The following is a 22,985-nucleotide window of genomic DNA, read 5'->3' as shown; positions in this document are numbered from 1 at the left end:
CTGAGCTAATTGCTTAACCACGGTTAAATCATCTCGCGAGCATCTTAGGTGCTCGCTTTTTTCATCTTGTTATCCACCTTTATAGCCCTCTCATCTATCACCTAACTGATGCCATTTGCTTTGCAGCGGCAAGACTAAGCGCTGTAACACCAAGCACATTGACAACAATCACTTTGGTTTTTAGGGCGAAATTTAGGTAAAGTGTGCCACTAGATCACACACTATTAGCGCAATATCAACATTATTGCCTATAAAACAACAATAAAGAGTACCCATCACATTTAATAAGCGATGACTTATCGATCAACAAATGGACGAATGCAAAGGTAAACTCAATAGCTGGTCATATTAAATTTACCCCGTAGTAACAGCCCATTTTAAGCATCAGTCAGCAGCACATCATTAATGGGATTGGGATAATAATAAGAAGGAAGGGTATGAGCGATTCCAACAATACTTACGCAGATAACGACCTGCGTGAAGTGAAACAGCTGGGTATGTGGGCCTCCATTGCCAGCTTAAGTTATATTTTTTGGATTGTCGGCGGCATGGAGCTAGTAGAGCGTATCGCTTACTACGGCGTCAAAGCCAGTGCTGGCCTGTATGCCAAAGCGCCGGTGTCTGAAGGCGGTTTGGGCATTAGTTTGCACGACTATGGCGTTATCATCTCTATTTGGGCCTTGATGCAAACCTTTATTCCTGTGTTTACTGGGGGCATTTCCGATCGCGTCGGTTACAAGGAAACAATTTTCGCCTCCACCTTAATCAAAATTGGCGGCTATTTAGTAATGGCCTTATTCCCCAGTTTCTGGGGGTTCCTGTTTGGTGCCATGTTATTAGCAGGCGGTACCGGCATCTTTAAACCCGGTATTCAAGGCACCTTAGTGCTATCGACGGGGAGACAAAACACCTCGATGGCGTGGGGTATTTTTTATCAGGTCGTCAACATTGGGGGCTTCTTAGGGCCGCTCGTTGCCGTGCATATGCGCCAGCTCTCTTGGGACAATGTGTTTTATGCCTGCGCGGCAATTATTTCGCTCAACTTTCTCTTTTTACTGGCCTATAAAGAGCCGGGGAAAGATGAGCGTTTAGCGCGTAACCTACAGATAAAAAATGGCGAAGTGACCCAGCAAGCCCTATGGAAAGATGCTTGGCATGAACTGAAAAAACCAGTCGTGATCTACTATATGTTGGTGTTTGCTGGTTTCTGGTTTCTGTTTAACTCGTTATTTGATGTGCTACCTATCCACATTGCCGAATGGGTCGATACCAGCGTAATTGTCACCAGTTTGTTTGGCCCTGAGGGCACCTCAAACGGTATATTGCAGTTCTGGCTCGGGCTCGATAACAGCGGCACTAAGGTGATGCCAGAAGGCATGCTTAACCTTAACGCTGGCATGATCATGACCAGTTGCTTCTTAGTCGCGGCGCTCACTGCTAAATACCGTATCACCACCGCCATGTTAGGTGGCTGCTTATTGAGTATCTTAGCCTTTGTGTTCATTGGCGCGACCAATGCAGCTTGGATGATTGTACTGGCCATCGCCATGTTCTCTTTCGGTGAGATGATGATTAGCCCGAAAAAGAACGAATTTATGGGCAACATTGCCCCCGAAGGTAAAAAAGCCATGTACTTGGGCTTTGTGATGCTCCCCCAAGGGATAGGCTGGGGATTGGAAGGCTATTTTGGCCCTAAGCTATATGAGATTTATGCCTCAAAAGAGATCTTCTCCCGTGAGCTATTAGCTGAGCGCGGCATGAGTGTGAACGATGTGGCGGCGATCCCACAGGGTGAAGCCTTCACCACCTTGGTAAGCTATACCGGCGAGTCGGCGCAATCGCTCACCACCTTGCTGTATAACACCCACAATATCGGTATGGCGTGGTATATCATCGCGGCAATCGGCACTATTTCGGCTGTGGGGATTTTCCTTTACGGTAAATGGTTGCTTAAATTACAACAAAGTCAGTAAGTGGCTTGTTTAAGGGCTGGTGATTGACACACAAAGAGGGCAAATTATTTGCCCTCTTTTATCTCACTCACATATCGACTTAGCCCTAATGACATCTGAGCGCGATTTGACCTTATCCCCATGGATGACAACCTAAGCTGTGAATACGCGCGATTCATGGGAGTGACATTCATATGCAATCAGAACACTCATTCAAAATACTCAATCTAAGTTACTCAATGTAAGTATGCGGTCTGAATACTCGGCCATAAAAAAGGGGACCGAATCGGTCCCCAAAATCTTGCTTTATCTCAGTGAACTACTAGCAGGGATGAGCTCACCTAACGAGATTTATTATTATGGCTATCTTGGGTACACATACGTGTTAGTGAGCGCCTCCCATATGAACCTTATCAATACCATAAGTCTTACCTTCAGCGTGACAGGTTGCACAAGACTCAACGGGAAGATCGGCTGTGGTATCCGGTGAGCCATCAACTGTCGCACCATTACTCTTGAAGTGAGCCTTAGCCGCTTCTGAAGATAGTCGCGGCGCTCACTGCTAAATACCGTATCACCACCGCCATGTTAGGTGGCTGCTTATTGAGTATCTTAGCCTTTGTGTTCATTGGCGCGACCAATGCAGCTTGGATGATTGTACTGGCCATCGCCATGTTCTCTTTCGGTGAGATGATGATTAGCCCGAAAAAGAACGAATTTATGGGCAACATTGCCCCCGAAGGTAAAAAAGCCATGTACTTGGGCTTTGTGATGCTCCCCCAAGGGATAGGCTGGGGATTGGAAGGCTATTTTGGCCCTAAGCTATATGAGATTTATGCCTCAAAAGAGATCTTCTCCCGTGAGCTATTAGCTGAGCGCGGCATGAGTGTGAACGATGTGGCGGCGATCCCACAGGGTGAAGCCTTCACCACCTTGGTAAGCTATACCGGCGAGTCGGCGCAATCGCTCACCACCTTGCTGTATAACACCCACAATATCGGTATGGCGTGGTATATCATCGCGGCAATCGGCACTATTTCGGCTGTGGGGATTTTCCTTTACGGTAAATGGTTGCTTAAATTACAACAAAGTCAGTAAGTGGCTTGTTTAAGGGCTGGTGATTGACACACAAAGAGGGCAAATTATTTGCCCTCTTTTATCTCACTCACATATCGACTTAGCCCTAATGACATCTGAGCGCGATTTGACCTTATCCCCATGGATGACAACCTAAGCTGTGAATACGCGCGATTCATGGGAGTGACATTCATATGCAATCAGAACACTCATTCAAAATACTCAATCTAAGTTACTCAATCTAAGTATGCGGTCTGAATACTCGGCCATAAAAAAGGGGACCGAATCGGTCCCCAAAATCTTGCTTTATCTCAGTGAACTACTAGCAGGGATGAGTTCACCTAACGAGATTTATTATTATGGCTATCTTGGGTACACATACGTGTTAGTGAGCGCCTCCCATATGAACCTTATCAATACCATAAGTCTTACCTTCAGCGTGACAGGTTGCACAAGACTCAACGGGAAGATCGGCTGTGGTATCCGGTGAGCCATCAACTGTCGCACCATTACTCTTGAAGTGAGCCTTAGCCGCTTCTGAAGAGTGAGCGTGACAGGTACGACATGCTTCAGCTGTTGGACTAATAAACTCAGTAGCACCCATATTGACCGCAATTGCGCGTTTACCTGAAGCTAAACCACCATCGGCTGCAAATAAACTAACACCATCTTTATGACAAGCAGTACATTCAGTGGCAACGGCAGGGTAACCAACAGTTTCCAAATCAGAGTTTAAATGAATGGCGGGGAAGCCGCGATTGTCATCCCACAAACCGCTATGGAATCTATGTGCTACAGCAAACAAATCACGAGTACTATAATTCAGCCCTTCAAGTGTCTTGAAGATTGGCTTACCATCGGCATCCACTTCATCACTCTTATATTCAACAATTGGGTGAAATGAACCGCCCCAAGTACTATTATGGCAACCTACACATTGGTCAAAACGTTCATCACCATAGTGCTTAGCGATACCTAAAGATGTATGACAAGCATTACATTTAGCTTCGTCTGCAGTCACACGCTCTGGTACGCTGAAGCGAGAAGGTGTTGCACCACTTCCGTCAGCATTAGCAAGGTTCCAGTATGTTGGTTCCATTGTAATAGCGACGTACTCTATCGCAGCAGAGTCATCCGCACATGGCGCTAACTTACCTTTTGCATCAGTACAGACAGAGAAACGAGGCGTAATTGCAATACTCTTTCCATCTAGATTGAACTCTCCTTGCTGAGTCACAACCAGCTTACCACCTACAGCAGCAACGCCATTGAGGGACACCGAACCGCTAGTGTAATAGGTACCATTGGCATCAACCCAACCCGTCTTCATCTCATCATACTTAGTATAATTTGTGAATTCGAAGCCATCGGCGACAGGTGTACCATCAACTGTTACATCAAAGGTCACAACTATTTCATCAAGATCTGTAGTTGCACTTTCGGTATAAGCAACAGAACTGACTGCAATGGCTATAGAATCAGTCGCTATGGCTCTAACGCCCACTTTATGAGCAACTGCAGGGCTGAGTCCACCAATATGACAGGTCATACAGGCTGAATCATCTGCTTGTGGCAATGTATACTCAGAGTGGCCTTCACCGGTTTCAAAGTTAACGGTGACGTGACACCCCACACACGCTTCGCGGTAGACATTAACGTTCCACTGCTCACCGTTATCGTGACAAGTGGTACATTCGTTAAGCTCAGCAGGGAAGTGGATCTCACCAAACTCGTCTAATGCCTCTCCTTTTAACACGCCCCACTCTGCAAGATGACCACCGGCGTGAATGGTGTGGATCATTGCGTTGAAGTTAAGGTTATAACCTCTTTCAGGATCGTTTTGATCGGTGGCATTAGCGGGGTTATGACACGCCACACAATTTTCCACTTTTTGATAGTTGTGGTGGGCGCCAATATTGGCGATGCGCATATCACCATCACCATAGCCTTTCAGCTCACTGTGACACTGAATACACGCAGCATTGGATACCGCATCTTTAGCCGATACGGCTAGCTCGCCCGTGGCAGGAATGAAATCTAGCGGAGTAGAAAGTAACTTATCCGAGATCCCTTCACCACTTGCATCGGTTACATCATAACTACGGATCATCACCCTAAATAAACTATTAGGATCACCCGCGGCAGAGACAACAGGCGCATTACCATCATGTTCCCATGTGCCCATATAGGTACCTGGATTTTCAGGATCTTCCACCAGAGTACAGGCATCGACTACATTACCCCTGCGATCCGTTGTATCACCCGTTGGCGTACAGTACATGCTCGAGCCAAACTCATTGACCAATGCATTGTTAGACCACAACATGGGCGCGCCAACATCAGTAGTGTTGACCACTTCATTGGTGACATATAAGGCTATCTTATCTAAACCCGTAAACGGAACCTCTTCTCCTTTAGCATTCTTGCCGGTCACATCGAACTTGAGGCTAAAAGCATCAGTGCCCACAACGACGATATCGGCAGGTTGTAAGGTTAGCATGAAGTCTGCTGCTGAATTGACCGTATTGACTGTAGAACCAGTTGGAGTCCCTGGACTACCTGGCTCACCTGGGATCCCAGGGGCGCCGGGTGCACCGTCTTGGCCATCATCACCATCACTACATGCGCTCACGCCAATGGCACACATGAGTGCCATGGCTAATAACGTTGTTTTATTTTTTTTCATCGCCATATCCCTTTCTAGGTATTTGCTGCTATTGCAGTAACCCAAATATAAGGCAGGCAATACAAATTGTTAGTGAATTGTGTTCGAGTTGTGACTGTAATTTATAGATTCATGAATGGAAATTTCGAAATCTGCAACGGTAAATTTCGATATTTAAAACAGAGGGTCAGCTTTGGCCTGTGGCCAGCAATTGTTTAAGTAATTGAACCATTAGCGCACGCTGCTCGGTTGAATAACGTCGATATTCTGTTGCATTTTCAATAAGTAAATATTGTGGAGACATGCTATCACCATGCAAACGTTGCACCTGTTCACTAGGCAATGCCATCACTTTGATACCGGGTAAAGCGGTGCAAATCAGCGCCTCTGAGCAAGGTAAGAATGACAAGGAGCCCATGGTGAGTAGGTGGCTATACCATTCATCTCGTGAGCAGACTCTATCGATCCCCTCAAGAGTAAGCCCCGCTTGGCGAGCAAACACTTCTAAGGGATCAATCTTATCATTAAAGCCTTTGCCATTTAGGCACAAAAACGGAAATTGGCAGATGGCCTCTAAGGTCAGTTCTGAAGCATCCGTCCAAATCGCATGGCTTTGATGGGCCGCAACACAAAGCTGTGACAAATCACCGACAGGTTCAATACTCAGCGTATGCTCACTGTCGGCGGCGAAAGCGATGCCCATATCCAGTTCACCATTGTGAATACTGTCGGCGGATTCATTGTCCCAAGTCACAAACTGCAGTTGGCCCATTAACTGACGATGCTCACTTTGGGCAAAGGCTAATGATAAGCTGGCCAAAATGCTGGGGATCACCGCTACTTTGAGACAGCCTCGGCTGGGCTCACAGGTTTGATCCGCCAGCGATTGCTCTATTTTTAACACCGCATCACAAAACTGACAGACAGGCTCATACAAAAACTCCGCCATGGGGGTGGGTTTTAACCCCAGTTGACGGCGATAAAACAACTCATCATCAAAGGTGGCGCGTAACATATTTAAACAACGGCTAATTTTTGGCGCAGAGACATTAAGTTGTTTGGCGGCGACGTTGGCGTGCCCTGTTTGAAAGATCACCTTAAATACCATTAAGCAAAACACGTCGAGCTCACTGATCTTTTTTAAGGTTTGACTCATCATCGGCACTATTGTCTATGAGGGTTATCATCTGTTTATAGCATAGCCAATAATCGCCACACTAGCGGCTTGATCACACATTTGAAAACAAACCGTTAACAATTGTAATCATCATGGTCTTGCGTTTAGCTGGGGCTAGCAAATACACCAAGCGGCGCGATTGATCACGGCGAACTATATTGTCGCCACCTCATGAGGTGTCAACTCGCGGCTTTGGCCTGGTTGCAGGTGCTCATCCAACGCTAAGGTGCCAACCGATAAACGGTGCAGCGCCACGACAGGATTGCGAAAACGGCCAAACATACGCTTAATTTGGTGATATCGCCCCTCATACAAGGTCACTAATGCTTGATGCCCCAGTGCAGCGTTCACTATGGTTAACTGAGCTGGCAAGGTGGTGATATCTTCAAATGCAAAATAAAACCCTTGAGCAAAGGCCTCAATATACTCCTGACTCAAGGGATTTTTAAGGGTCACTAAATAGGTTTTAGCCACTTTATGGTCTGGCGCCATAATGCGTTTAGACCACTGGCCATCATTGGTCAGGAGCACTAGACCAGAGGTATTGAGATCGAGCCTGCCTACAATATGCAGATCGCGATTATCAGTGCCATCGAGCAAGTCGATGACCGTTTTGTGCTGCTCATCTTTGGTGGCGCATACCACTCCCACAGGCTTGTGTAACATGATGTAACGTGCGCGGCGCTGCTGCAGCACCTGGCCGTCAAAAACGATATGACTAAATTGGTCGACCGCTAAATCAATATCACGGGCTAGTTGGCCGTCAACCGTCACCCGCCCTTGGGCCAGAATTAGCCGTATCTGCTTTTTGGGGATCTGCGTATGGCTGCTAATAAACCTGTCTAACCTCGCCCGTTTAGACTGCATTATGACTCACCTACAAGGCCAGTTGTAGGCGTCACTTTATAGGCACAGCGGCGAGCGCCCTCAATAATGTGCTCCTCTCTGCTGACAGTTGCGACCCCCTCAAATAACCATTGAAAAAGCTGTAACTCTGAGCGGCAAAAATTGACACAACTGCTGGCTGCGGCGCAAATAGGACAATGATTTTCCAGCAGCCAAAAGTGATTATCCTCTTGCTCAACGGTGGCGACATAGCCTTCGTCGGTTCTTAGTCTGGCAAGGGCATGCAGTTTATCGAGCACACTGGCATGATGCGCCAATGCACTTTGATAAAGCACTTTACTGGCTTCTTCTCTGTGGCTGATCAATTGTGCTAATCCACTATCGCCAAACACAACCTTAACCGACTCAATCAGTTGGTGAGTTAAATCATCATGTTTATCAGGGAACAAGGCGTCACTTTTCTTGGTGAGAGACCAATAGCGTGTCGGCCGACCACGACTCGCCTTGCGATCGTCAAAGGCCAGCATCCCGGCCTCTTCTAACCCTTGCAGATGCTGGCGCACCCCCATGGTGGTTAATGAAAACTGTTCAGCTAAGGTCTTGGCGGTACACGGCCCAGTCACTTTAATATAATCGACTATTTTTTCACTGGTTTTCTTGGTCACTCTCGGCTCCCGGCTCAGACTGCTATCTGACTATTATCTGCGATCAATCATGTCGAGCCAACCAATAAGTAAACTTTTTTATTTACTTTATTGTTTACAAACTTAAGTAAAGCATCTACTTTATAAATTATTAAATAAACAAAAAGGTTTACAATATGAATCTCCTCATCGTCAGTGCCAGCCAAAGAACCCCATCTCAAAGCGCCAATGTCGCGCGATATATTGCAGAGCATAGCCCTCAATTTCAGTCCATTAACCATGTTGAACTGTGTCAGTATCAGCTACCTTTTTGGGATGGTGACAGGGCGAGTCCTGCATTACTCGATAGCGACTGGCACAGTATTGACCAGCAGGTGAAACAGGCCGATGCCTTAGTGCTTATCACGCCAGAATGGGGCGGCATGGCATCGCCCTTATTAAAGAATTTTCTGCTGCTGTGTGATGGTCAAGACACCGCCCACAAACCGGCGCTATTAGTGGCGGTATCGAGCGGCATAAGCGGCGCCTACCCAATTGCCGAGCTCAAAATGAATGCACTAAAGAACAACAAACTGGTGCCCATTCCCGATCACCTGATCATTAGAAACAGTGAAAATGTGCTGCAACAAGGTCCGCAAGATGCGCGCGAACAACACCTCAGAGCGCGCATTGATTACAGCCTACACATGCTGCATCAATACGCCCTCGCCTTAGCCACCATTCGCCATAACCACCAGCATCAAGCTTACCCAAAACAGCAGGAATACAGCTACGGCATGTAGCTTTAAGCCATGTACATAAGGAGTAAATCATGATCCATTTAGAGCATGTGAATTTAGTCGTTAAAGATATCAACACCAGCCTAGCCTTCTATCAGGCGGCATTGCCTCACTGGGCGATCCGCGGGGGTGGCGAAGGGACTTGGTATGGCAAGCCACGCCATTGGGTACACTTTGGTGATGACTATCAATATTTGGCCTTGAATGATGATGGTGAAGCGAACAATCGAGAATTGACAGGTCATCAAGTCGGGCTGGCCCATTTTGCGTTTGTCACCCATGATCTTGACGGCGTCATCAAACGGTTAACTCAAGCGGGATTTGCAGTCGACAAAGAAGGCGTGAGCGCTCCACACCGCCGCAATGCCTATTTTATTGATCCTGACGGATTTGAAGTGGAGTTTGTCCAATATGTAAGCGACAACCCAAGTGAGCGCAATCATTACGAAAACGCCGGTTAGTAGTAACTGACTCACCGATGCTTGGACCCATTATCCCTGATAAGCATCGCATCTTAGTTAAGCAGTTAACACAGGCGATTTAGCTGCTTACCTTAACCAGATCGGCTGAGTAAACATAACGCTTGCGAGTAACACAGCCCTTTATCCTAGCCCTTTGACACTTAGGATAACCGACAGTCTTATATTAAAGTTTGTTGATAAATAGACTCTAAAGCGAGTACATCGTTGCACAAATTTCTATTGCCATTACACTAAGGCAAAATCGTTTTAAGTGACTTTAAATTCCCTATGAGTGACCCATTTCACTACACCACCCAATTTACCCTCGATAAAGCCTATTATGCAGAATGCTTTGACCAATCGGTGACGCAGGACACATCGATAAAAGCCTATTACAAAGCCATCGGCTTTATTGTTATTGGCACGGCGCTTCTGCTCACTGGCAGTAATAGCTATGCTTCATGGTTTATTATCGGCCTTGGGGTACTGGAAGCACTTAGTGTTAAATTTAAACGATCATGGTGGCTGATAAGGCAGATGTGGAGCAAAGCCGCAGGTAATGAAACCACCCTGACCGTAGATGAGCGCGGCATTAGCACTCAGTCTTATTGCGTCAACACCCTCATTGCTTGGGATGAGATGTATCGCATTAAAGAAACCGATAAAGGTTTCCTCATCACCTTAGCCAAAGGCACCAGTTACGTATCAAAAAGTCATCTGAATCCTCAGGCCTGCGATTTTATTAGGGCTAAGATATAAGCAGTTTGGGCCTACTGAGCCGATAAAGCTCACCGACGAAAATCAATATTAACTGGCCCACGGTATGTGAGTATAGTTAAACGCAAAAGGAGCAAAGAGTCAGCTTGAATTAACTGACTCTCGCTTAGGTAAACTAAGATCATTGTTAATAAAAAATATTCATCAATCTCGGCAAACAGAGCGTTGTCGATCAATTTTGGAGTCACCATGAACCATAAAAAACATGCGTTAACCGCGCTTGTTGCTGGCTCGGCGCTACTATTGTCAGCCTGCCAAACCACCAATCCATACACTAATGAATCGCAAAATGCCAAAGCCACCAATGGGGCGATTATTGGCGCGATTGCTGGCGCCGCTATTGGCGTGGCCTCTTCAAGCAAGAGCGATCGCGGTAAAGGTGCCTTGATCGGCGCCGCATCTGGGGCGGCTGTTGGTGGCGGGGTTGGTTATTATATGGATGTACAAGAAGCCGAGCTGCGTAAACAACTACAATCGACGGGGGTAAGTGTAACCCGTAGTGGCGATAATATTATTTTGAATATGCCCAACGAAGTGACCTTTGGTGTTGACCAGAGTCAACTGAGTACACGTGCACAGCAAGTGCTCAACAGCGTCGCGTTAGTGGCTAAAGAATATGATGAAACCAGACTGAATATTATTGGCTATACCGATAGCACGGGAAGTGAGTCATATAATTTACGACTATCACAAGTTCGTGCCAGTGAAGTGGCCAACTACTTGATGTCACAAAATGTTGCACCTGTACGTATCGCCTCACAAGGCATGGGCGAGTCACGTCCTATTGCGAGTAACAGTACTGAACAAGGTCGAGCACAAAATCGCCGCGTTGAAATAGTGTTAAGCCCCATTAATTAAGGCCAATTGCCGCCTTAATACCAGCGTGACGGCTCAGGCTGCCATTTTGCACCTCTCTCGATTGCAAACCTCGGCAGCCTGAACATCACTATTAGGTTAGGCTTTTTTGATTTCACCTACAGGCAAAATGGTGCGCCCATATTCGGCGTTGATCACCTGAGCCATGGCAAAATAGATGGCACTGGCGCCACAGATAATGCCTTCAAACCCCGCAATCGTGCCAATTAACTCACTGCCAGTAAAATCACGCGCCGCCAGTAAAAAGAACAATAGCGTCAAAGACCCAAACACAAACTGTTTTGCCCTTGGGTAGCGCAGCGAGGCCACAAACATAAAGGCAGTAAAGGTGCCCCACAATGCCAAATACCAGCCCATAAAGTGTGCTGGGCTCGCAGCAATCCCGCCATTAGGCAAGATGATAAGCCCTACCAAGGTCAGCCAGAATAAACCGTATGAGGTAAAGGCTGTGGTACCAAAGGTGTCGCCTCTGACAAAACACATAATCCCTACAATCACTTGCCCTAGTCCGCCATAAAACATCCCCATTGCGAGAATCATAGCGTCAATGGGAAAATATCCAGCGTTGTGAATATTGAGTAAAATAGTGGTCATGCCAAATCCCATTAAGCCTAAAGGCGCAGGATTTGCGAAAGTGGTAGACATTAAATTCCCCTAATCAATTGCAATGCAGAAATACGCGATCTCCTATAGGTCGCGCAGCAAGCGGCGGATTCTAGAGCAGCTGCAGTACGACAGCAATCCACAGCCACATTCGAGCAAAATTAAATGAAATAGTATTTAAATACAGATAGTTGCGCTTAGATCGTGGCGGGACACCATATTTGAGGGGGTATATAATCCAATATAATCATAAAGATAGATAAACCCGCCACAAAAGCGAGACCAACATCACAAATAGACAGTTAGCATGACGCGCATCACAACGAGTGAGTACCACTGAGCTTATCGCCTTCTCAAGGCGAGGCAATAGTGCCGCTTATTGTGATCAAGCACACGCAACCAACCATAACGAGACATGGATCTCAAAATTAAGCGGCATATCCTAAAAAACCAGCATGGCTGATCTAGATCAGGTTAAAGTCGCGCGAAACATCGCACCATGCGCCCAGCCTACGACCAGCCCGACACTGCAGGGGGGTCGCTCTGTGAGGCTGTTTATCCTTAGGTGATATCAAATGCCTTACCCGTGGCTCCATTAGCAACGACGATAAGCTTATGACCCCATCCTTGTCATCACCGTCTCAACCTTGGAGTAAACACTCGTCGGTGGTTAAGTCAATGACTTTACCTAAGAGGTTATGATGCAGAAAAATAGACACGCTGGGTTATGTTAAAAGGCGGTATTACGTCATTTAGTGGGAGCATTGTGAGCAGGTGATCCTATCCCCTACAGCCCAAGCATGCTAGTGAATCGACAACTGTATCACTTTGTATCAACCTTATTGAAACAACAGCTTAAAAACGGCTTCAGTGTTAATCTGTAGTGTAGGAATTTAATTACTTAATCACCCATGATCCCATAGCCATAATGAAAAAATTTATCACTGCACTACTAACGACAGCTTTATTATCATTTGCAACCTATGCCAATGAGACTGTCGACTGCAACAATAATAGCGAGTGCATCACCATTGGTATTTGGGATATCGGTATTGCTGTTGGCTATGGCGTAAAATCCAATCCCATCACCCAGTTCGATGACATTCCCATCTATATCACGCCAACCTTTGCTTACTACGGTGAAAAGTGGTTTTTAGATAACGGTAACCTTGGCTATAGCCTGCTTGAAAGCGAAAACATGACCGTTAATCTTGTCACCAGTTTTAGTGATGATAGTGCCTATTTTTCTCGCTGGGATCCCTCTAATATCTTTGTTGCTGGTGGCAGCCGAGTCTCAACAGGCAGCGCTAATTCAACATCATTTTGGGATTTAGACGATCTTTATGCATTACAATTTAATGAATTGGAGGAGCGAGATTTTACCGTTCTAGGTGGCGTTGAAGCCTTTTTATATACACCTGTTGGCATCTTCAATATGGCATGGGCTCACGATCTACTCGATGTTCATTCAGGTATGGAAGCTCAACTAAAATGGATGTATCGCTTTGCCATCGATCAATGGAAATTTGAACTAGCAAGCAGTGCCAATTGGAAAAGCCAAGAAGTGGTCAATTATTACTATGGTGTCAGAAGCAGCGAAAATTATTACTGGCACCAAGCTTACAATCCTGGTTCTGCGACCAACGTAAGCCTAACATTGACGACTCAATATATAATTAACTCACATTGGGCATTGTTATTTCTAGCCCGCTACACCGACCTGGCCGATGAGATAGTTGCCAGTCCCTTAGTCAATAAGCACAGCAGCAACACCTTCTTTGTTGGCGCTGCGTATAGGTTTTAAGACTAGTGTACTCGTTGATTATCCCATTTTTACATGCCACATTGCTGTGGTTCTTCTTAGCCAATAGCACTATGGCGACAGAAAGCGAACATACGGCCTCACTGTCGGTATCGCCACAATTTTGTATTACCGCCACTGAAGAACAAAGCTGTGAGATAGAATTGCACTTAAACTGGCATACCGCTATTCCGCAAGTGGTATGTGTTTTATCTAATTATCAAACCATACCTAAATGGTGCGCCGATACCGCAGACATTCATGCTCTGTCGCTGAAGGTTTCAAGTAAAGAAGATATTCAATTTATATTGATCAACAAACTGACGCACCAAACCTTAGCCAGTGCGCAATTAAACATTACCCCAACCTCGGAGCCCAAAACTCGGCGCCGCTATCGTAACCCCTGGAGTCTATTTTAATGTCAGAAGCTCAAGCGACCCATAGAGTCCTGCTTGTCGAAGACGATATCCGTCTAGCCAACCTCATCGTGGATTATTTAAAATCCCACGGAATGCATGTTGAAGTTGAGCGTCGTGGCGATACCGTACTCACTCGACTGCTCAATTATAAACCCGATATTATCTTGCTCGACATCATGCTACCTGGCATGGATGGGCTCACCTTGTGTGAAAAGCTACCCGACTATTTTGCTGGCCCTATCTTACTGATGAGCGCCATGGGCTCAAATGAAGACCAAATTAAAGGCCTAGAACTCGGCGCTGATGATTATGTCGTCAAGCCCGTCGAACCGGCCTTATTGATTGCTAGAATCAATAATCTGCTACGCCGCAAAGCGAAACCTATGCAGGCCGAATCACATTGTTTGACTTACGGACGTCTCAGTATCGATCCACACACGCAAACTATCCGTCTAGGAGATAAACAAGTCGACCTCACCAGCCATGAGTTTGAACTATTATGGTTGCTGGCCTCACAAGGTGGGCAGGTACTCAGCCGCCAATATATCTATCAATACCTTCTCAATATCGACTTCGATGGTAAAGATAGAAAGATAGATGTTCGCATCTCACGTTTACGCAAAAAGCTGGGGGACAATATTGATACGCCTTTTAGAATCAAAACCGTGTGGGGCCAAGGCTACCTATTTGCCCCCGAGGCATGGAACAATTAAGCGAAATGACTTTTGAAACGACTGTTTGTTAGCCTCTATCTTATACTCAGCATCGGCGTACTGGGGATCGGCTGGACGCTGGACAGTATTTGGCAAAATAACATCGAAGACAGCGATGCTGCTAACGCACCGCTGATAGCGATGGCCAAACTGCTGGCCGCCCACCCACGAGCTGAGCGAGCGAAACTGCTCGCCCAGATAGGCAGCAACAGGCTCTATCCGCTGCAACTATTAGATGCCAAACAAATTGCCTTAATCGATAGCGACCAACTCAGCACAGATAAGGTGTTAGTGACGGCTCATAATGATCAGCATGAGCTGCATTTTATCAAGTTAGATGAGCAACAGATATTAATGGCTGGCCCAATAGAGCTGACTCCAAATGGACAGCTTAGAAGGCTGTTTACACTATTGTTTTATCTGTCATTAGCCTTAGTGGTGTTGCTGTGGGTGTGGCCGCTATCGCGAGATCTACAAACATTAAGGCTGGCGACCAAAGCCTTTGGTCAGGCCAAGTGGGACACCCAAATCCAACTGCCCCCTCACTCAAAAGTGTTGCCACTAGCCCAAACTTTTAATGAAATGGCTCAACATATTAGTGCGCTAATAGAAAATCAGCGCCACTTGTCCAATGCGGTATCCCATGAAATTAGAACACCGCTGGCCCGATTTAAATTCGCGCTAGCCTTAATGCCACAGTATTGTCACCCCGATATCGATATCGAGCGGCGACAGGCTTTTTTAGCCGAGATGCAGCAAGATGTCGAAGAGATGGAAAACCTACTACAAGAGTTGCTAACCTACGCCAGTTTGGAAACTCGGCGGCATACGCAACCTCAGATCCAGTGCGATCTAACATCTGTTGTGCGGCAAACGATTGAACGTTTACAACACCTCAGCCCTATCTCCATCGATTTTACTATCGCAGGAGATCAGCGCCCAGTAAGCGCCGATCCAGCGCTTATCGACCGCGCCCTGCAAAATCTGCTCGTCAATGCACAGCGGTTCGCCAAGCAGCAGATCCAGATCGAACTCAGCTTTCTTAATAAAGGGGTCAGTATCAGTGTCACTGATGATGGTGATGGGATCGCACCGCAAGAGCAGAATAAAATATTTGAGCCCTTTTATCGTAGCCAAGCCACAACACAAGATAGCCAAGGGCACGGTTTGGGACTGGCCATCATCAAACGCATCATGCAGTGGCATCATGGTGACGTGACACTTACCAGCAAACCTAGTGAGACGAGGTTTACCCTCAGTTGGTGAGCGATTAGGCTTGCTCATCGAAATCTAAACGAGCAGTTTGCGCTAATCTTGCTTGTAATATTTCACTCTTCTTGGCTTTTTGTAACGCCAGTGATCGCCGGCGCTTACGCTGTTTACACAAACGGATCACATTATATTTTTGTGCATCTGAAAAGTTGAGCCAATTGAAGCGCTCATCTCGGTTACGTAAACACCCTTTACAGTAGCCTCTCGCATCCGTCTGGCACACCCCAATACAAGGGCTAGGTATTGCAAAAAACTCTAATTGTTCCACTTGCCCTCCTTAATGATTGAGTACAGCCAGTCATCCCAAAGTCTATTTCACAGCGTATCGACAACGTTAAATGTTAATAAAACATAACCTATCTGGTGCAAACTGGCTAATATTAAGCCATGAGATACATACTCAAAAAATGCAGATAAACGATCAGCCACCACGACTAACCATGTGAATCACTGCATTTTTTCGCTGTAGTGCTTAGAGTCAGTAACGGCAATAACCGTAGAGGATTAATGATGATATCGACACGATTGGCAAGCATACTCTTTTGTAGCCTACTGCTGTTGGCCTGCAGCAGCAACCCAAATCAAGATTACGATACCGCTTATGACTTTAGTCAGCTGCACACTTTCTCTAGCATCACCACAGCCAGCAATAGCGATCCTCTAAGCGCACAACGGATAACCGATGCCATACAATCATCTCTGCTCGCCCAAGGGTTTAACCAAGCCGATGACGCGGCACAATTTAAGGTCAATTACACCTTCAGTATTACCAATAAGCCTAAAACGTCCGGGCTATCCATAGGGCTGGGAACAGGCAGTTGGGGCAGCTCTGGTGGAGTGGGCATAGGCACCAGCGTGGGCGTGCCTATCGGCAGTGACTCGGCAAAATTACAAACGATTCAAATTGATATGATTGATACTAGGACACAGCAGCTGATTTGGCGTGGCAGCGACAGCTTTAGTTTTGATTCAGGCGGCGCAGATAAAGCTCAGCTAACACAGCAAACCGTGGCAAAAATATTAGCTCAATTTCCGCCGCAAGAGTCATCAAAATAATCCTGCGGCGTAAGCATACGAGTATTGACTAGTCGCTCACCAATCCATTAACCGTATCGGCGACGTTTTGCGCCCCTTTGCGAATGTCGTCAATTAAAGACTGGGTTAATTGCAGTTGTTGATTACACTGAGATACCTTGGCTTGGATGGCTAACATCCCCGCTTCTGATACCTTGGTTAATTCACTATTACGTTTGACGATCTCTTCGATATCATGAGTCGCTCTGGAGGTATTTGCCGCTAAGGTTCTCACCTCATCGGCCACAACAGCAAAGCCGCGGCCATATTCACCAGCTCGAGCCGCTTCAATAGCAGCGTTGAGCGCCAGTAGGTTAGTTTGATCGGCAACCTTAGCTATGGTACTCACAATATTGGTAATTTGTTGTGATTGTAGCGCCAGTTGCTCCATTAAAGCCGCCGCCTCTGTTACCGATGTATCAATATCATTAGCCACTTCGGAGGCTGAATCGAGCATGTTGGCACCATTTTGAGCAATATCAACCGTCTCAACTGCGCTTTGACGAGCCAATACTGACGCGTTTTGTACCGCTTGCTGGTGCTCTATACGCGGGGTGACATCACTGGCAAACTTAACCACTCTCACCACGTTGCCCTTCTCGTCAACGATAGGGTTATAGGTGGCTTCTAGCCACACAGTATTACCCTGCTTGGTGATACGTTCAAATAAGCCAGATTGAAATCGGCCTTTAGCCAACAACGCCCAAAAGTCAGGCTGCTCACGTAAAAAGCTTTCGGTACAAAAAAGTCGATGATGCAGGCCCTTAATCTCGTGATGCGAGTAGCCTATGGTGTTACAAAAATTACTATTGGCGTCGATGACTTCACCATCTGGGGTAAATTCGATAAATGCCAGCGACTTATTTAACGCATTAAAAATCGCTTCTTGACGATCGAGCTGTTGCCGGTCTTCGGTCACATCGCTGGCGATTTTGATAACTTTACTCACCCGGCCTTGTGCATCTTTAACTGGCACATAGGTGGCTTCAATCCAGATGGTAGCCCCATCTTTGCAAATGCGCTGAAAGGTACCTTGATTGAGTTTTCCTTGCCCTAGATCGTACCAAAACTGTTTATAACTGCGATCAGAGACATATTCGCTTTGACACAAGACACTATGATGCCGTCCTTGGATCTCTTTAAGCGAGTAACCGATAACGGCCAAAAACTGTTCATTGGCTGTCAATATGTGACCATCGACAGAAAACTCAATGTAAGGCACGCTATTACGGATAGCACTTAAAATGTGGTTATCAGTACGCAAGGCTTCATTCATTAGCGCTTGTTGCTGTTGCAACGCTGACTTACCACCACCAAAACCAAACATACAGTTACACCTTAACTTCTGGAGACTGGGCCCCCTAAACAGAACAAAAAATGCATGCTTCAGCATAGACTTAATCTAACCGATCACATGCACTCTACTTTAAATAAGCAAAATCACTTTCAACACAGTTCATATATACACCAGCACCTTATTAAATTGGCGTAGCCGATACGGCATAGCTGGCGGAGCGGATCAGCAGGCATGTCACTATTTTACCCGTTTCGCGCACTGCGTCACATATAAAAGTGGCCTCACAGGTCCAATGAGCAGGCCTGAAACATCACCTACCCCCAAGCGCTACATAATTAACAATTTAAACCAACTAGATGAGCCTAAAATCCCCATACACGAAGGCGTTATGCCGGAGCCTGTTGGTGAGCTGATATTAAATACGATTATAGCCAGATAGGTTTTTATACTGAGCAGAGGAGTTTCCTGCGCCGATAATCATCTATTGTTATCGGCGCAGGAAATAAAACATTAAGCATTAATCTTCAATACGCAGTGTAATAAGATTAATGGAACAGATAATTTAACCAACCTTGCATTCTCACCAACACCTTACGCATAACCGCCACATGGGAAAAATGCTCAGTATAGATGGCGATTTCCCCCGATACACCTGCGGGGAAAGATTGGCTAATCTGGTTATTGTCGACTTTGATCAACACCACCACTCGCCCAGGCAAAGTCAACATACGCGCGGGCATCAAACTCCCCGTTGATTGCAACTCACCTTCGGCCATCGCTGGCAATATTTTAGCCACAGTACCGCTAAATACTTGTCCGGGCGCGGCATCTAAAATCACTTCAGCTGTATCACCCTCCTTGAGACGCAACAGAGAGTTTTGCCAAAATGCGCCAGCCATATAACGCTCTTCATTAGGAATAAAGCTGATCACTGAACGCAGCGGCATAGGCACAGCAACAATGCCAGGGCGTAAGGCCATTTGAGTCACTATCCCGTCAGACGGCGCATAAACCACAGTTTGATCAAGCTCATACAACGCCTTATCTAATTCGGCGCGGAGCCCCGCCACTTTAGTGTTAACCCCATCAACATTAGATTCATAAGCCAAGCGAACCCGCAACTCTTCTGATTTCGCTGCGGTATATTGCGCTTCGGCCGCTAAGTATCGTTGCCGCCGATTATCAAGTTCAAGTTCACTAAAAGGGGAGTTGGCACCAGCTTGTCTTTGGCCTTTATCGTAACGGTCAAAGGCCGACTTAGTACGGTCTCGATCGGCTAATGCTAACTCAACACTGGCTTGAGCTGTCTGCCAAGCCGCTTCTAACTGGGGCACTTCTAGCTCGGCAGCAGCTAACGCTGCTCGCTTCTGCATCACCACGGCCTCAAAAGGAGTGGGATCTAATTTAAACAGCACATCGCCTTTTTTTAGAGGTACATTAGGCGCAACATGCACCTCGGTAACAACGCCTTTAACGGCAGGATTGATCGGCACAGACACAAACATCTCTTTAGCATAAGGCGTATAGGGATGGTTGTAATTCATCAGCAGCACCAGTCCACCGACAATAAAAATACCACCCAACACCGCGGTAGGCACAGTCCACTTATTTAACGGAATATGGAAAACCTTAAATATGGCGATGCAGCAAGCTGCGTAAGTCAATACGATTAACAGATCCATCTTATGATTCCTTTTCAGCCATCTGGGGGGGGATAACACTGGCAGGCGTTGGCAAAACCGCCTTAGACTCTTCGATCGCCTGTATTCGATGCTCTAACTGCACCACAGTCTGATTGAGTTGCTTAACTTCATCTTCCAACTGTAATTCTCGCTCAACCACTTGGTTAAAGCCCCACCCTCTATCTTCTCGATATAACGTGGCCCATATCCATAAAAAAGGCCAAATGGCATGTAAGGTAAATAAACTCACCCAACCTGCTACATGCAATGCATCTTGTTGCGGATGATTACGCTTTTTAGCTATTTCATAAGGAATATCATGGATAACAATAACGCCATAAAACAAAAACACGCCGACAAAAATAATCACCCCCAACGCAAAGTAATCCAAAAACATAGCGCTCTCCTTATTCTTTTATACGCTGACAATAGCGTACTCTGAGCGGTGAAACCCCACCACAATTAACATCCTTATAACACTTAAATAAAACAATAACCAACAGTGACATCACATTTTTTGTATCGGCAGAGTTTGATGCAGTTATCGCTTGTACACTCGGTGACTCGAAAACCGTTTAACTTTGCTGTAAAAAGGTAAGATATTAAAAAACACTAATAAAAAATTGGCATATCCCCTTAGCCAATAATGAATAAAAGGTACCCACACCATGATAGGCACACCCCACACTAAAGGCGCGCTGCGCGCCATGTTGCTCGGCTGCGGCGAGCTTGGCAAAGAGGTCGCAATCGAACTGCAACGTTTAGGCGTTGAAGTGATTGGCGTCGACAGATACCCCAATGCCCCGGCAATGCAAGTCGCCCACCGCTCACATGTGATAAACATGCTCGATGGCGAGGCTCTGCGCCAAGTGATCACACTAGAGCAACCGCACTTGGTGATTCCAGAAATTGAAGCCATTGCCACCCAAACCTTGGTCGATATGGAAGCCGAAGGGCTCAATGTCATCCCGACCGCCAAAGCCACCCAACTGACCATGGATCGGGAAGGCATACGTCGCCTTGCCGCAGAAACCCTAGCCATTCCCACCTCGCCTTACTTTTTTTGCGACACTCAAACTGAATTTGAACAAGCTGTACAAGCCATTGGCCTGCCCTGCGTGGTCAAACCCGTGATGAGCTCATCAGGTAAAGGCCAGAGCGTGATCCGCGAAGACGCCCAAGTCTTGCCAGCATGGCAATACGCCCAAGAGGGTGGCCGTGCGGGCGGCGGTCGCGTCATCGTTGAGGGCTTCGTGCCATTTGATTATGAGATAACCTTACTGACCATTAGCGCCATTAATGGTATCCATTTCTGCGAGCCTATTGGCCACAGACAAGAAGATGGCGATTACCGCGAGTCATGGCAACCACAAGCCATGTCGGCCAGCGTATTGGCTAAATCGCAACAGATTGGCCGTAAAGTAGTAGAGGCCCTAGGCGGTTTCGGTCTGTTTGGTGTGGAGCTGTTTATTAAAGGCGATGAGGTTTATTTTTCTGAAGTCTCCCCTCGCCCTCACGATACCGGACTTGTCACCTTGATCAGCCAAGACCTGTCTGAGTTTGCCCTGCATGTACGCGCCATTTTAGGCTTACCTATTGCTAATATTGCGCAGCATGGTCCGTCAGCATCGGCGGTGATCTTGGCTCAGGGACAATCGAAAGACTTACGTTATCGCAATATGGCCGCGGCCTTAACCGAGCCGAATACGCAACTGCGCCTGTTTGCCAAACCTGAAATTGACGGACGCCGACGACTCGGCGTTGGCCTTGCCCGTGGTGAGTCCATTGAAGATGCGATAGAAAAAGCCTTAACGGTAGCATCCAAGGTCGAGGTGATCTTCGACTAGTAACGTGCAAGCATTTAAAAAGGCGCCAAGGCGCCTTTTTAAATGTAAATATCGCACTAAGCGACGCGGTTAATGGCTTGTCCCGACAGATAGCTGGTTAGATTATTCAGTGCAATATCCATCAAATTTTGCCGCGCCTCACGGGTCGCCCACGAATTATGTGGACTAATGCTGATATTACGCGCCGAGAGTAAGGGGTTATCGACCGCTGGCGGCTCACTGGACAACACATCGACACCGGCGCGAATAGCTCCTCCATTCAGCGCATTAGCTAACGCGACTTCGTCGACTAAGGCGCCGCGAGCGGTATTGATCAGCAGCGCATTGGGTTTCATCTTTGCAAGGCTAGCGGCATTGATCACCTTATCTGTCTCAGGCGTGAGTGGACAATGCAAAGAGATAATATCAGCTTCTTGATATAACGCGCTGCGCTCACACCAGCGAACACCTGTGGGTAAGTCAGTTTTTGGCTGCGGCGTACTGACCATGACCTGCATCTGAAATGCACACGCAATTGCGGCCACCTGACGGCCGATATCGCCATAACCGATTAAGCCTAAGGTTTTACCTTTAAGCGATTGCAGCGGCGATAAGGTAAAACAAAAATCCGAGCTCTGACTCCATCGACCAGCAGTAACCGCCTGATGATGTTCAGCGAGCTTTTGGGTGTGATGCAATATATGGGCAAAAACCATCTGCGCTACGGCATCGGGGCCATACCCTGGCACATTCGTGACCACTATCCCCCGCGCTGCGGCGGCGTTAACGTCAACCACATTCGTGCCCGTCGCCAATACACCTATGTAACGCACGCAAGGCAGCATGGCAAGGGTATCGGCATTAAGCTCGGTTTTGTTGGTTAATATAATATCGGCATCTTGAGCACGTTCTAACACTAATGGCGCTGCGGTGCGCTCAAAACAGTGAAAGTCACCGAGCGACTCAAACCCATGCCAGCTCAGATCGCCCGGATTTAAGGTATAGCCATCGAGTACTACAATTTTCATCGTTATTGCTCTCATC

Annotated in this window: 20 protein-coding genes and 4 pseudogenes; 12 read left to right on the top strand and 12 right to left on the bottom strand. The window is 46.7% G+C overall.

Going from position 1 to position 22,985, the window contains the following annotated elements; translation table 11 throughout:
* The first annotated feature begins 437 nt into the window (after window positions 1-437).
* Window positions 438-1,973 carry an MFS transporter gene (locus AC5YBX_RS03640; RefSeq protein WP_494519952.1) on the top strand — a complete coding sequence of 512 codons (1,536 nt, stop codon included), beginning with the start codon at window positions 438-440 and terminating at the stop codon, window positions 1,971-1,973.
* Window positions 1,974-2,337: 364 nt separating this feature from the next.
* Here the strand turns inward: AC5YBX_RS03640 and AC5YBX_RS03635 are convergent.
* Window positions 2,338-2,496, bottom strand: a pseudogene (locus AC5YBX_RS03635) (multiheme c-type cytochrome); the annotation flags it as partial.
* Between AC5YBX_RS03635 and AC5YBX_RS03630 the strand changes: the two are divergent.
* A pseudogene (locus AC5YBX_RS03630) lies at window positions 2,496-3,050 on the top strand (MFS transporter); the annotation flags it as partial. The pseudogenes AC5YBX_RS03635 and AC5YBX_RS03630 overlap by 1 nt on opposite strands.
* A 364-nt stretch (window positions 3,051-3,414) precedes the next feature.
* Here the strand turns inward: AC5YBX_RS03630 and AC5YBX_RS03625 are convergent.
* From AC5YBX_RS03625 to AC5YBX_RS03610, 4 genes are all read right to left on the bottom strand, one after another.
* Window positions 3,415-5,715 (bottom strand): OmcA/MtrC family decaheme c-type cytochrome, encoded by a 2,301-nt coding sequence (locus tag AC5YBX_RS03625; protein ID WP_494524373.1) that lies wholly within the window; start codon window positions 5,713-5,715, stop codon window positions 3,415-3,417.
* 166 nt (window positions 5,716-5,881) lie between these two features.
* Entirely contained in the window at window positions 5,882-6,850 is a 969-nt protein-coding gene (locus tag AC5YBX_RS03620) for a LysR family transcriptional regulator (protein ID WP_494524372.1), read from the bottom strand.
* Window positions 6,851-7,024: 174 nt separating this feature from the next.
* Window positions 7,025-7,738 (bottom strand): pseudouridine synthase, encoded by a 714-nt coding sequence (locus tag AC5YBX_RS03615; protein ID WP_475515962.1) that lies wholly within the window; start codon window positions 7,736-7,738, stop codon window positions 7,025-7,027.
* Entirely contained in the window at window positions 7,738-8,382 is a 645-nt protein-coding gene (locus AC5YBX_RS03610) for a helix-turn-helix transcriptional regulator (protein ID WP_494519956.1), read from the bottom strand. The genes AC5YBX_RS03615 and AC5YBX_RS03610 overlap by 1 nt, the downstream gene beginning before the upstream one ends.
* Window positions 8,383-8,537: 155 nt before the next feature.
* Here AC5YBX_RS03610 and AC5YBX_RS03605 point away from each other — a divergent pair, with 155 nt between their 5' ends.
* From AC5YBX_RS03605 to AC5YBX_RS03590, 4 genes are all read left to right on the top strand, one after another.
* On the top strand, window positions 8,538-9,143 hold the full coding sequence (locus AC5YBX_RS03605; protein WP_494519957.1) for an NAD(P)H-dependent oxidoreductase: 606 nt from the start codon (window positions 8,538-8,540) through the stop codon (window positions 9,141-9,143).
* A gap of 29 nt (window positions 9,144-9,172) precedes the next feature.
* The gene (locus AC5YBX_RS03600; protein WP_494519958.1) at window positions 9,173-9,601 is read left to right on the top strand and encodes a VOC family protein; all 429 of its coding nucleotides are present in this window, start codon (window positions 9,173-9,175) and stop codon (window positions 9,599-9,601) included.
* 288 nt (window positions 9,602-9,889) lie between these two features.
* Window positions 9,890-10,360: a YcxB family protein gene (locus AC5YBX_RS03595; protein WP_494519959.1), complete on the top strand. Its 471-nt coding sequence runs from the start codon at window positions 9,890-9,892 to the stop codon at window positions 10,358-10,360.
* Between the two features lie 207 nt (window positions 10,361-10,567).
* Complete coding sequence (locus AC5YBX_RS03590) at window positions 10,568-11,236, top strand: YiaD family glycine zipper/OmpA-like lipoprotein (protein WP_494524371.1); 669 nt, start codon at window positions 10,568-10,570, stop codon at window positions 11,234-11,236.
* A gap of 96 nt (window positions 11,237-11,332) precedes the next feature.
* Here the strand turns inward: AC5YBX_RS03590 and AC5YBX_RS03585 are convergent, their stop codons facing one another.
* On the bottom strand, window positions 11,333-11,899 hold the full coding sequence (locus tag AC5YBX_RS03585; RefSeq protein ID WP_475515956.1) for an acetate uptake transporter: 567 nt from the start codon (window positions 11,897-11,899) through the stop codon (window positions 11,333-11,335).
* Window positions 11,900-12,785: 886 nt separating this feature from the next.
* Between AC5YBX_RS03585 and AC5YBX_RS03580 the strand changes: the two genes are divergently transcribed.
* The 4 genes from AC5YBX_RS03580 to AC5YBX_RS03565 are packed head-to-tail and all read left to right on the top strand — an operon-like array spanning window position 12,786 to window position 16,056.
* On the top strand, window positions 12,786-13,661 hold the full coding sequence (locus AC5YBX_RS03580) for a MipA/OmpV family protein (protein ID WP_475515955.1): 876 nt from the start codon (window positions 12,786-12,788) through the stop codon (window positions 13,659-13,661).
* 5 nt (window positions 13,662-13,666) lie between these two features.
* Entirely contained in the window at window positions 13,667-14,077 is a 411-nt protein-coding gene (locus tag AC5YBX_RS03575; protein ID WP_494519962.1) for a DUF3019 domain-containing protein, read from the top strand.
* Entirely contained in the window at window positions 14,077-14,790 is a 714-nt protein-coding gene (locus AC5YBX_RS03570) for a response regulator (RefSeq protein WP_494519963.1), read from the top strand. Before AC5YBX_RS03575 ends, AC5YBX_RS03570 begins: the two co-directional genes overlap by 1 nt.
* A 12-nt stretch (window positions 14,791-14,802) precedes the next feature.
* Window positions 14,803-16,056: an ATP-binding protein gene (locus tag AC5YBX_RS03565; RefSeq protein ID WP_494519964.1), complete on the top strand. Its 1,254-nt coding sequence runs from the start codon at window positions 14,803-14,805 to the stop codon at window positions 16,054-16,056.
* Window positions 16,057-16,060: 4 nt separating this feature from the next.
* Here AC5YBX_RS03565 and AC5YBX_RS03560 read toward each other — a convergent pair whose 3' ends face one another.
* A complete protein-coding gene (locus AC5YBX_RS03560) occupies window positions 16,061-16,330 on the bottom strand; it encodes a DUF1289 domain-containing protein (protein ID WP_494519965.1) in 270 nt (89 codons plus the stop codon).
* A gap of 239 nt (window positions 16,331-16,569) precedes the next feature.
* Here AC5YBX_RS03560 and AC5YBX_RS03555 point away from each other — a divergent pair, with 239 nt between their 5' ends.
* A complete protein-coding gene (locus tag AC5YBX_RS03555; RefSeq protein ID WP_494519966.1) occupies window positions 16,570-17,118 on the top strand; it encodes a DUF4136 domain-containing protein in 549 nt (182 codons plus the stop codon).
* A gap of 28 nt (window positions 17,119-17,146) precedes the next feature.
* Here the strand turns inward: AC5YBX_RS03555 and AC5YBX_RS03550 are convergent.
* The 4 genes and pseudogenes from AC5YBX_RS03550 to AC5YBX_RS03535 all read right to left on the bottom strand — a co-directional run.
* A pseudogene (locus tag AC5YBX_RS03550) lies at window positions 17,147-17,533 on the bottom strand (methyl-accepting chemotaxis protein); the annotation flags it as partial.
* A gap of 144 nt (window positions 17,534-17,677) precedes the next feature.
* Window positions 17,678-18,412, bottom strand: a pseudogene (locus AC5YBX_RS03545) (PAS domain-containing protein); the annotation flags it as partial.
* Between the two features lie 566 nt (window positions 18,413-18,978).
* Window positions 18,979-20,115, bottom strand: a complete 1,137-nt coding sequence (locus AC5YBX_RS03540) for an HlyD family secretion protein (RefSeq protein ID WP_494524370.1) — start codon at window positions 20,113-20,115, stop codon at window positions 18,979-18,981.
* 1 nt (window position 20,116) lies between these two features.
* On the bottom strand, window positions 20,117-20,512 hold the full coding sequence (locus AC5YBX_RS03535) for a DUF3302 domain-containing protein (RefSeq protein ID WP_494519968.1): 396 nt from the start codon (window positions 20,510-20,512) through the stop codon (window positions 20,117-20,119).
* Window positions 20,513-20,783: 271 nt separating this feature from the next.
* Between AC5YBX_RS03535 and purT the strand changes: the two genes are divergently transcribed.
* On the top strand, window positions 20,784-21,962 hold the full coding sequence (gene purT, locus AC5YBX_RS03530; RefSeq protein WP_494524369.1) for a formate-dependent phosphoribosylglycinamide formyltransferase: 1,179 nt from the start codon (window positions 20,784-20,786) through the stop codon (window positions 21,960-21,962).
* Window positions 21,963-22,018: 56 nt separating this feature from the next.
* Here the strand turns inward: purT and AC5YBX_RS03525 are convergent, their stop codons facing one another.
* Complete coding sequence (locus AC5YBX_RS03525) at window positions 22,019-22,969, bottom strand: D-2-hydroxyacid dehydrogenase (RefSeq protein ID WP_494524368.1); 951 nt, start codon at window positions 22,967-22,969, stop codon at window positions 22,019-22,021.
* Window positions 22,970-22,985: the final 16 nt, after the last annotated feature.

The organism is Shewanella sp. 492 (assembly GCF_059338445.1).
Note: the sequence above shows the minus strand (reverse complement) of the source record. Positions and strands in the feature narration are given on the sequence as shown.

What these genes read in the sequence shown, in the direction of transcription:
- AC5YBX_RS03640 (WP_494519952.1), top strand. Translation starts at nt 438, where the DNA reads ATGAGCGATTCCAACAATACTTACGCAGATAACGACCTGCGTGAAGTG.
- AC5YBX_RS03625 (WP_494524373.1), bottom strand. Translation starts at nt 5,715, where the DNA reads ATGAAAAAAAATAAAACAACGTTATTAGCCATGGCACTCATGTGTGCC.
- AC5YBX_RS03620 (WP_494524372.1), bottom strand. Translation starts at nt 6,850, where the DNA reads ATGAGTCAAACCTTAAAAAAGATCAGTGAGCTCGACGTGTTTTGCTTA.
- AC5YBX_RS03615 (WP_475515962.1), bottom strand. Translation starts at nt 7,738, where the DNA reads ATGCAGTCTAAACGGGCGAGGTTAGACAGGTTTATTAGCAGCCATACG.
- AC5YBX_RS03605 (WP_494519957.1), top strand. Translation starts at nt 8,538, where the DNA reads ATGAATCTCCTCATCGTCAGTGCCAGCCAAAGAACCCCATCTCAAAGC.
- AC5YBX_RS03600 (WP_494519958.1), top strand. Translation starts at nt 9,173, where the DNA reads ATGATCCATTTAGAGCATGTGAATTTAGTCGTTAAAGATATCAACACC.
- AC5YBX_RS03595 (WP_494519959.1), top strand. Translation starts at nt 9,890, where the DNA reads ATGAGTGACCCATTTCACTACACCACCCAATTTACCCTCGATAAAGCC.
- AC5YBX_RS03590 (WP_494524371.1), top strand. Translation starts at nt 10,568, where the DNA reads ATGAACCATAAAAAACATGCGTTAACCGCGCTTGTTGCTGGCTCGGCG.
- AC5YBX_RS03585 (WP_475515956.1), bottom strand. Translation starts at nt 11,899, where the DNA reads ATGTCTACCACTTTCGCAAATCCTGCGCCTTTAGGCTTAATGGGATTT.
- AC5YBX_RS03580 (WP_475515955.1), top strand. Translation starts at nt 12,786, where the DNA reads ATGAAAAAATTTATCACTGCACTACTAACGACAGCTTTATTATCATTT.
- AC5YBX_RS03570 (WP_494519963.1), top strand. Translation starts at nt 14,077, where the DNA reads ATGTCAGAAGCTCAAGCGACCCATAGAGTCCTGCTTGTCGAAGACGAT.
- AC5YBX_RS03555 (WP_494519966.1), top strand. Translation starts at nt 16,570, where the DNA reads ATGATGATATCGACACGATTGGCAAGCATACTCTTTTGTAGCCTACTG.
- AC5YBX_RS03540 (WP_494524370.1), bottom strand. Translation starts at nt 20,115, where the DNA reads ATGGATCTGTTAATCGTATTGACTTACGCAGCTTGCTGCATCGCCATA.
- AC5YBX_RS03535 (WP_494519968.1), bottom strand. Translation starts at nt 20,512, where the DNA reads ATGTTTTTGGATTACTTTGCGTTGGGGGTGATTATTTTTGTCGGCGTG.
- purT (WP_494524369.1), top strand. Translation starts at nt 20,784, where the DNA reads ATGATAGGCACACCCCACACTAAAGGCGCGCTGCGCGCCATGTTGCTC.
- AC5YBX_RS03525 (WP_494524368.1), bottom strand. Translation starts at nt 22,969, where the DNA reads ATGAAAATTGTAGTACTCGATGGCTATACCTTAAATCCGGGCGATCTG.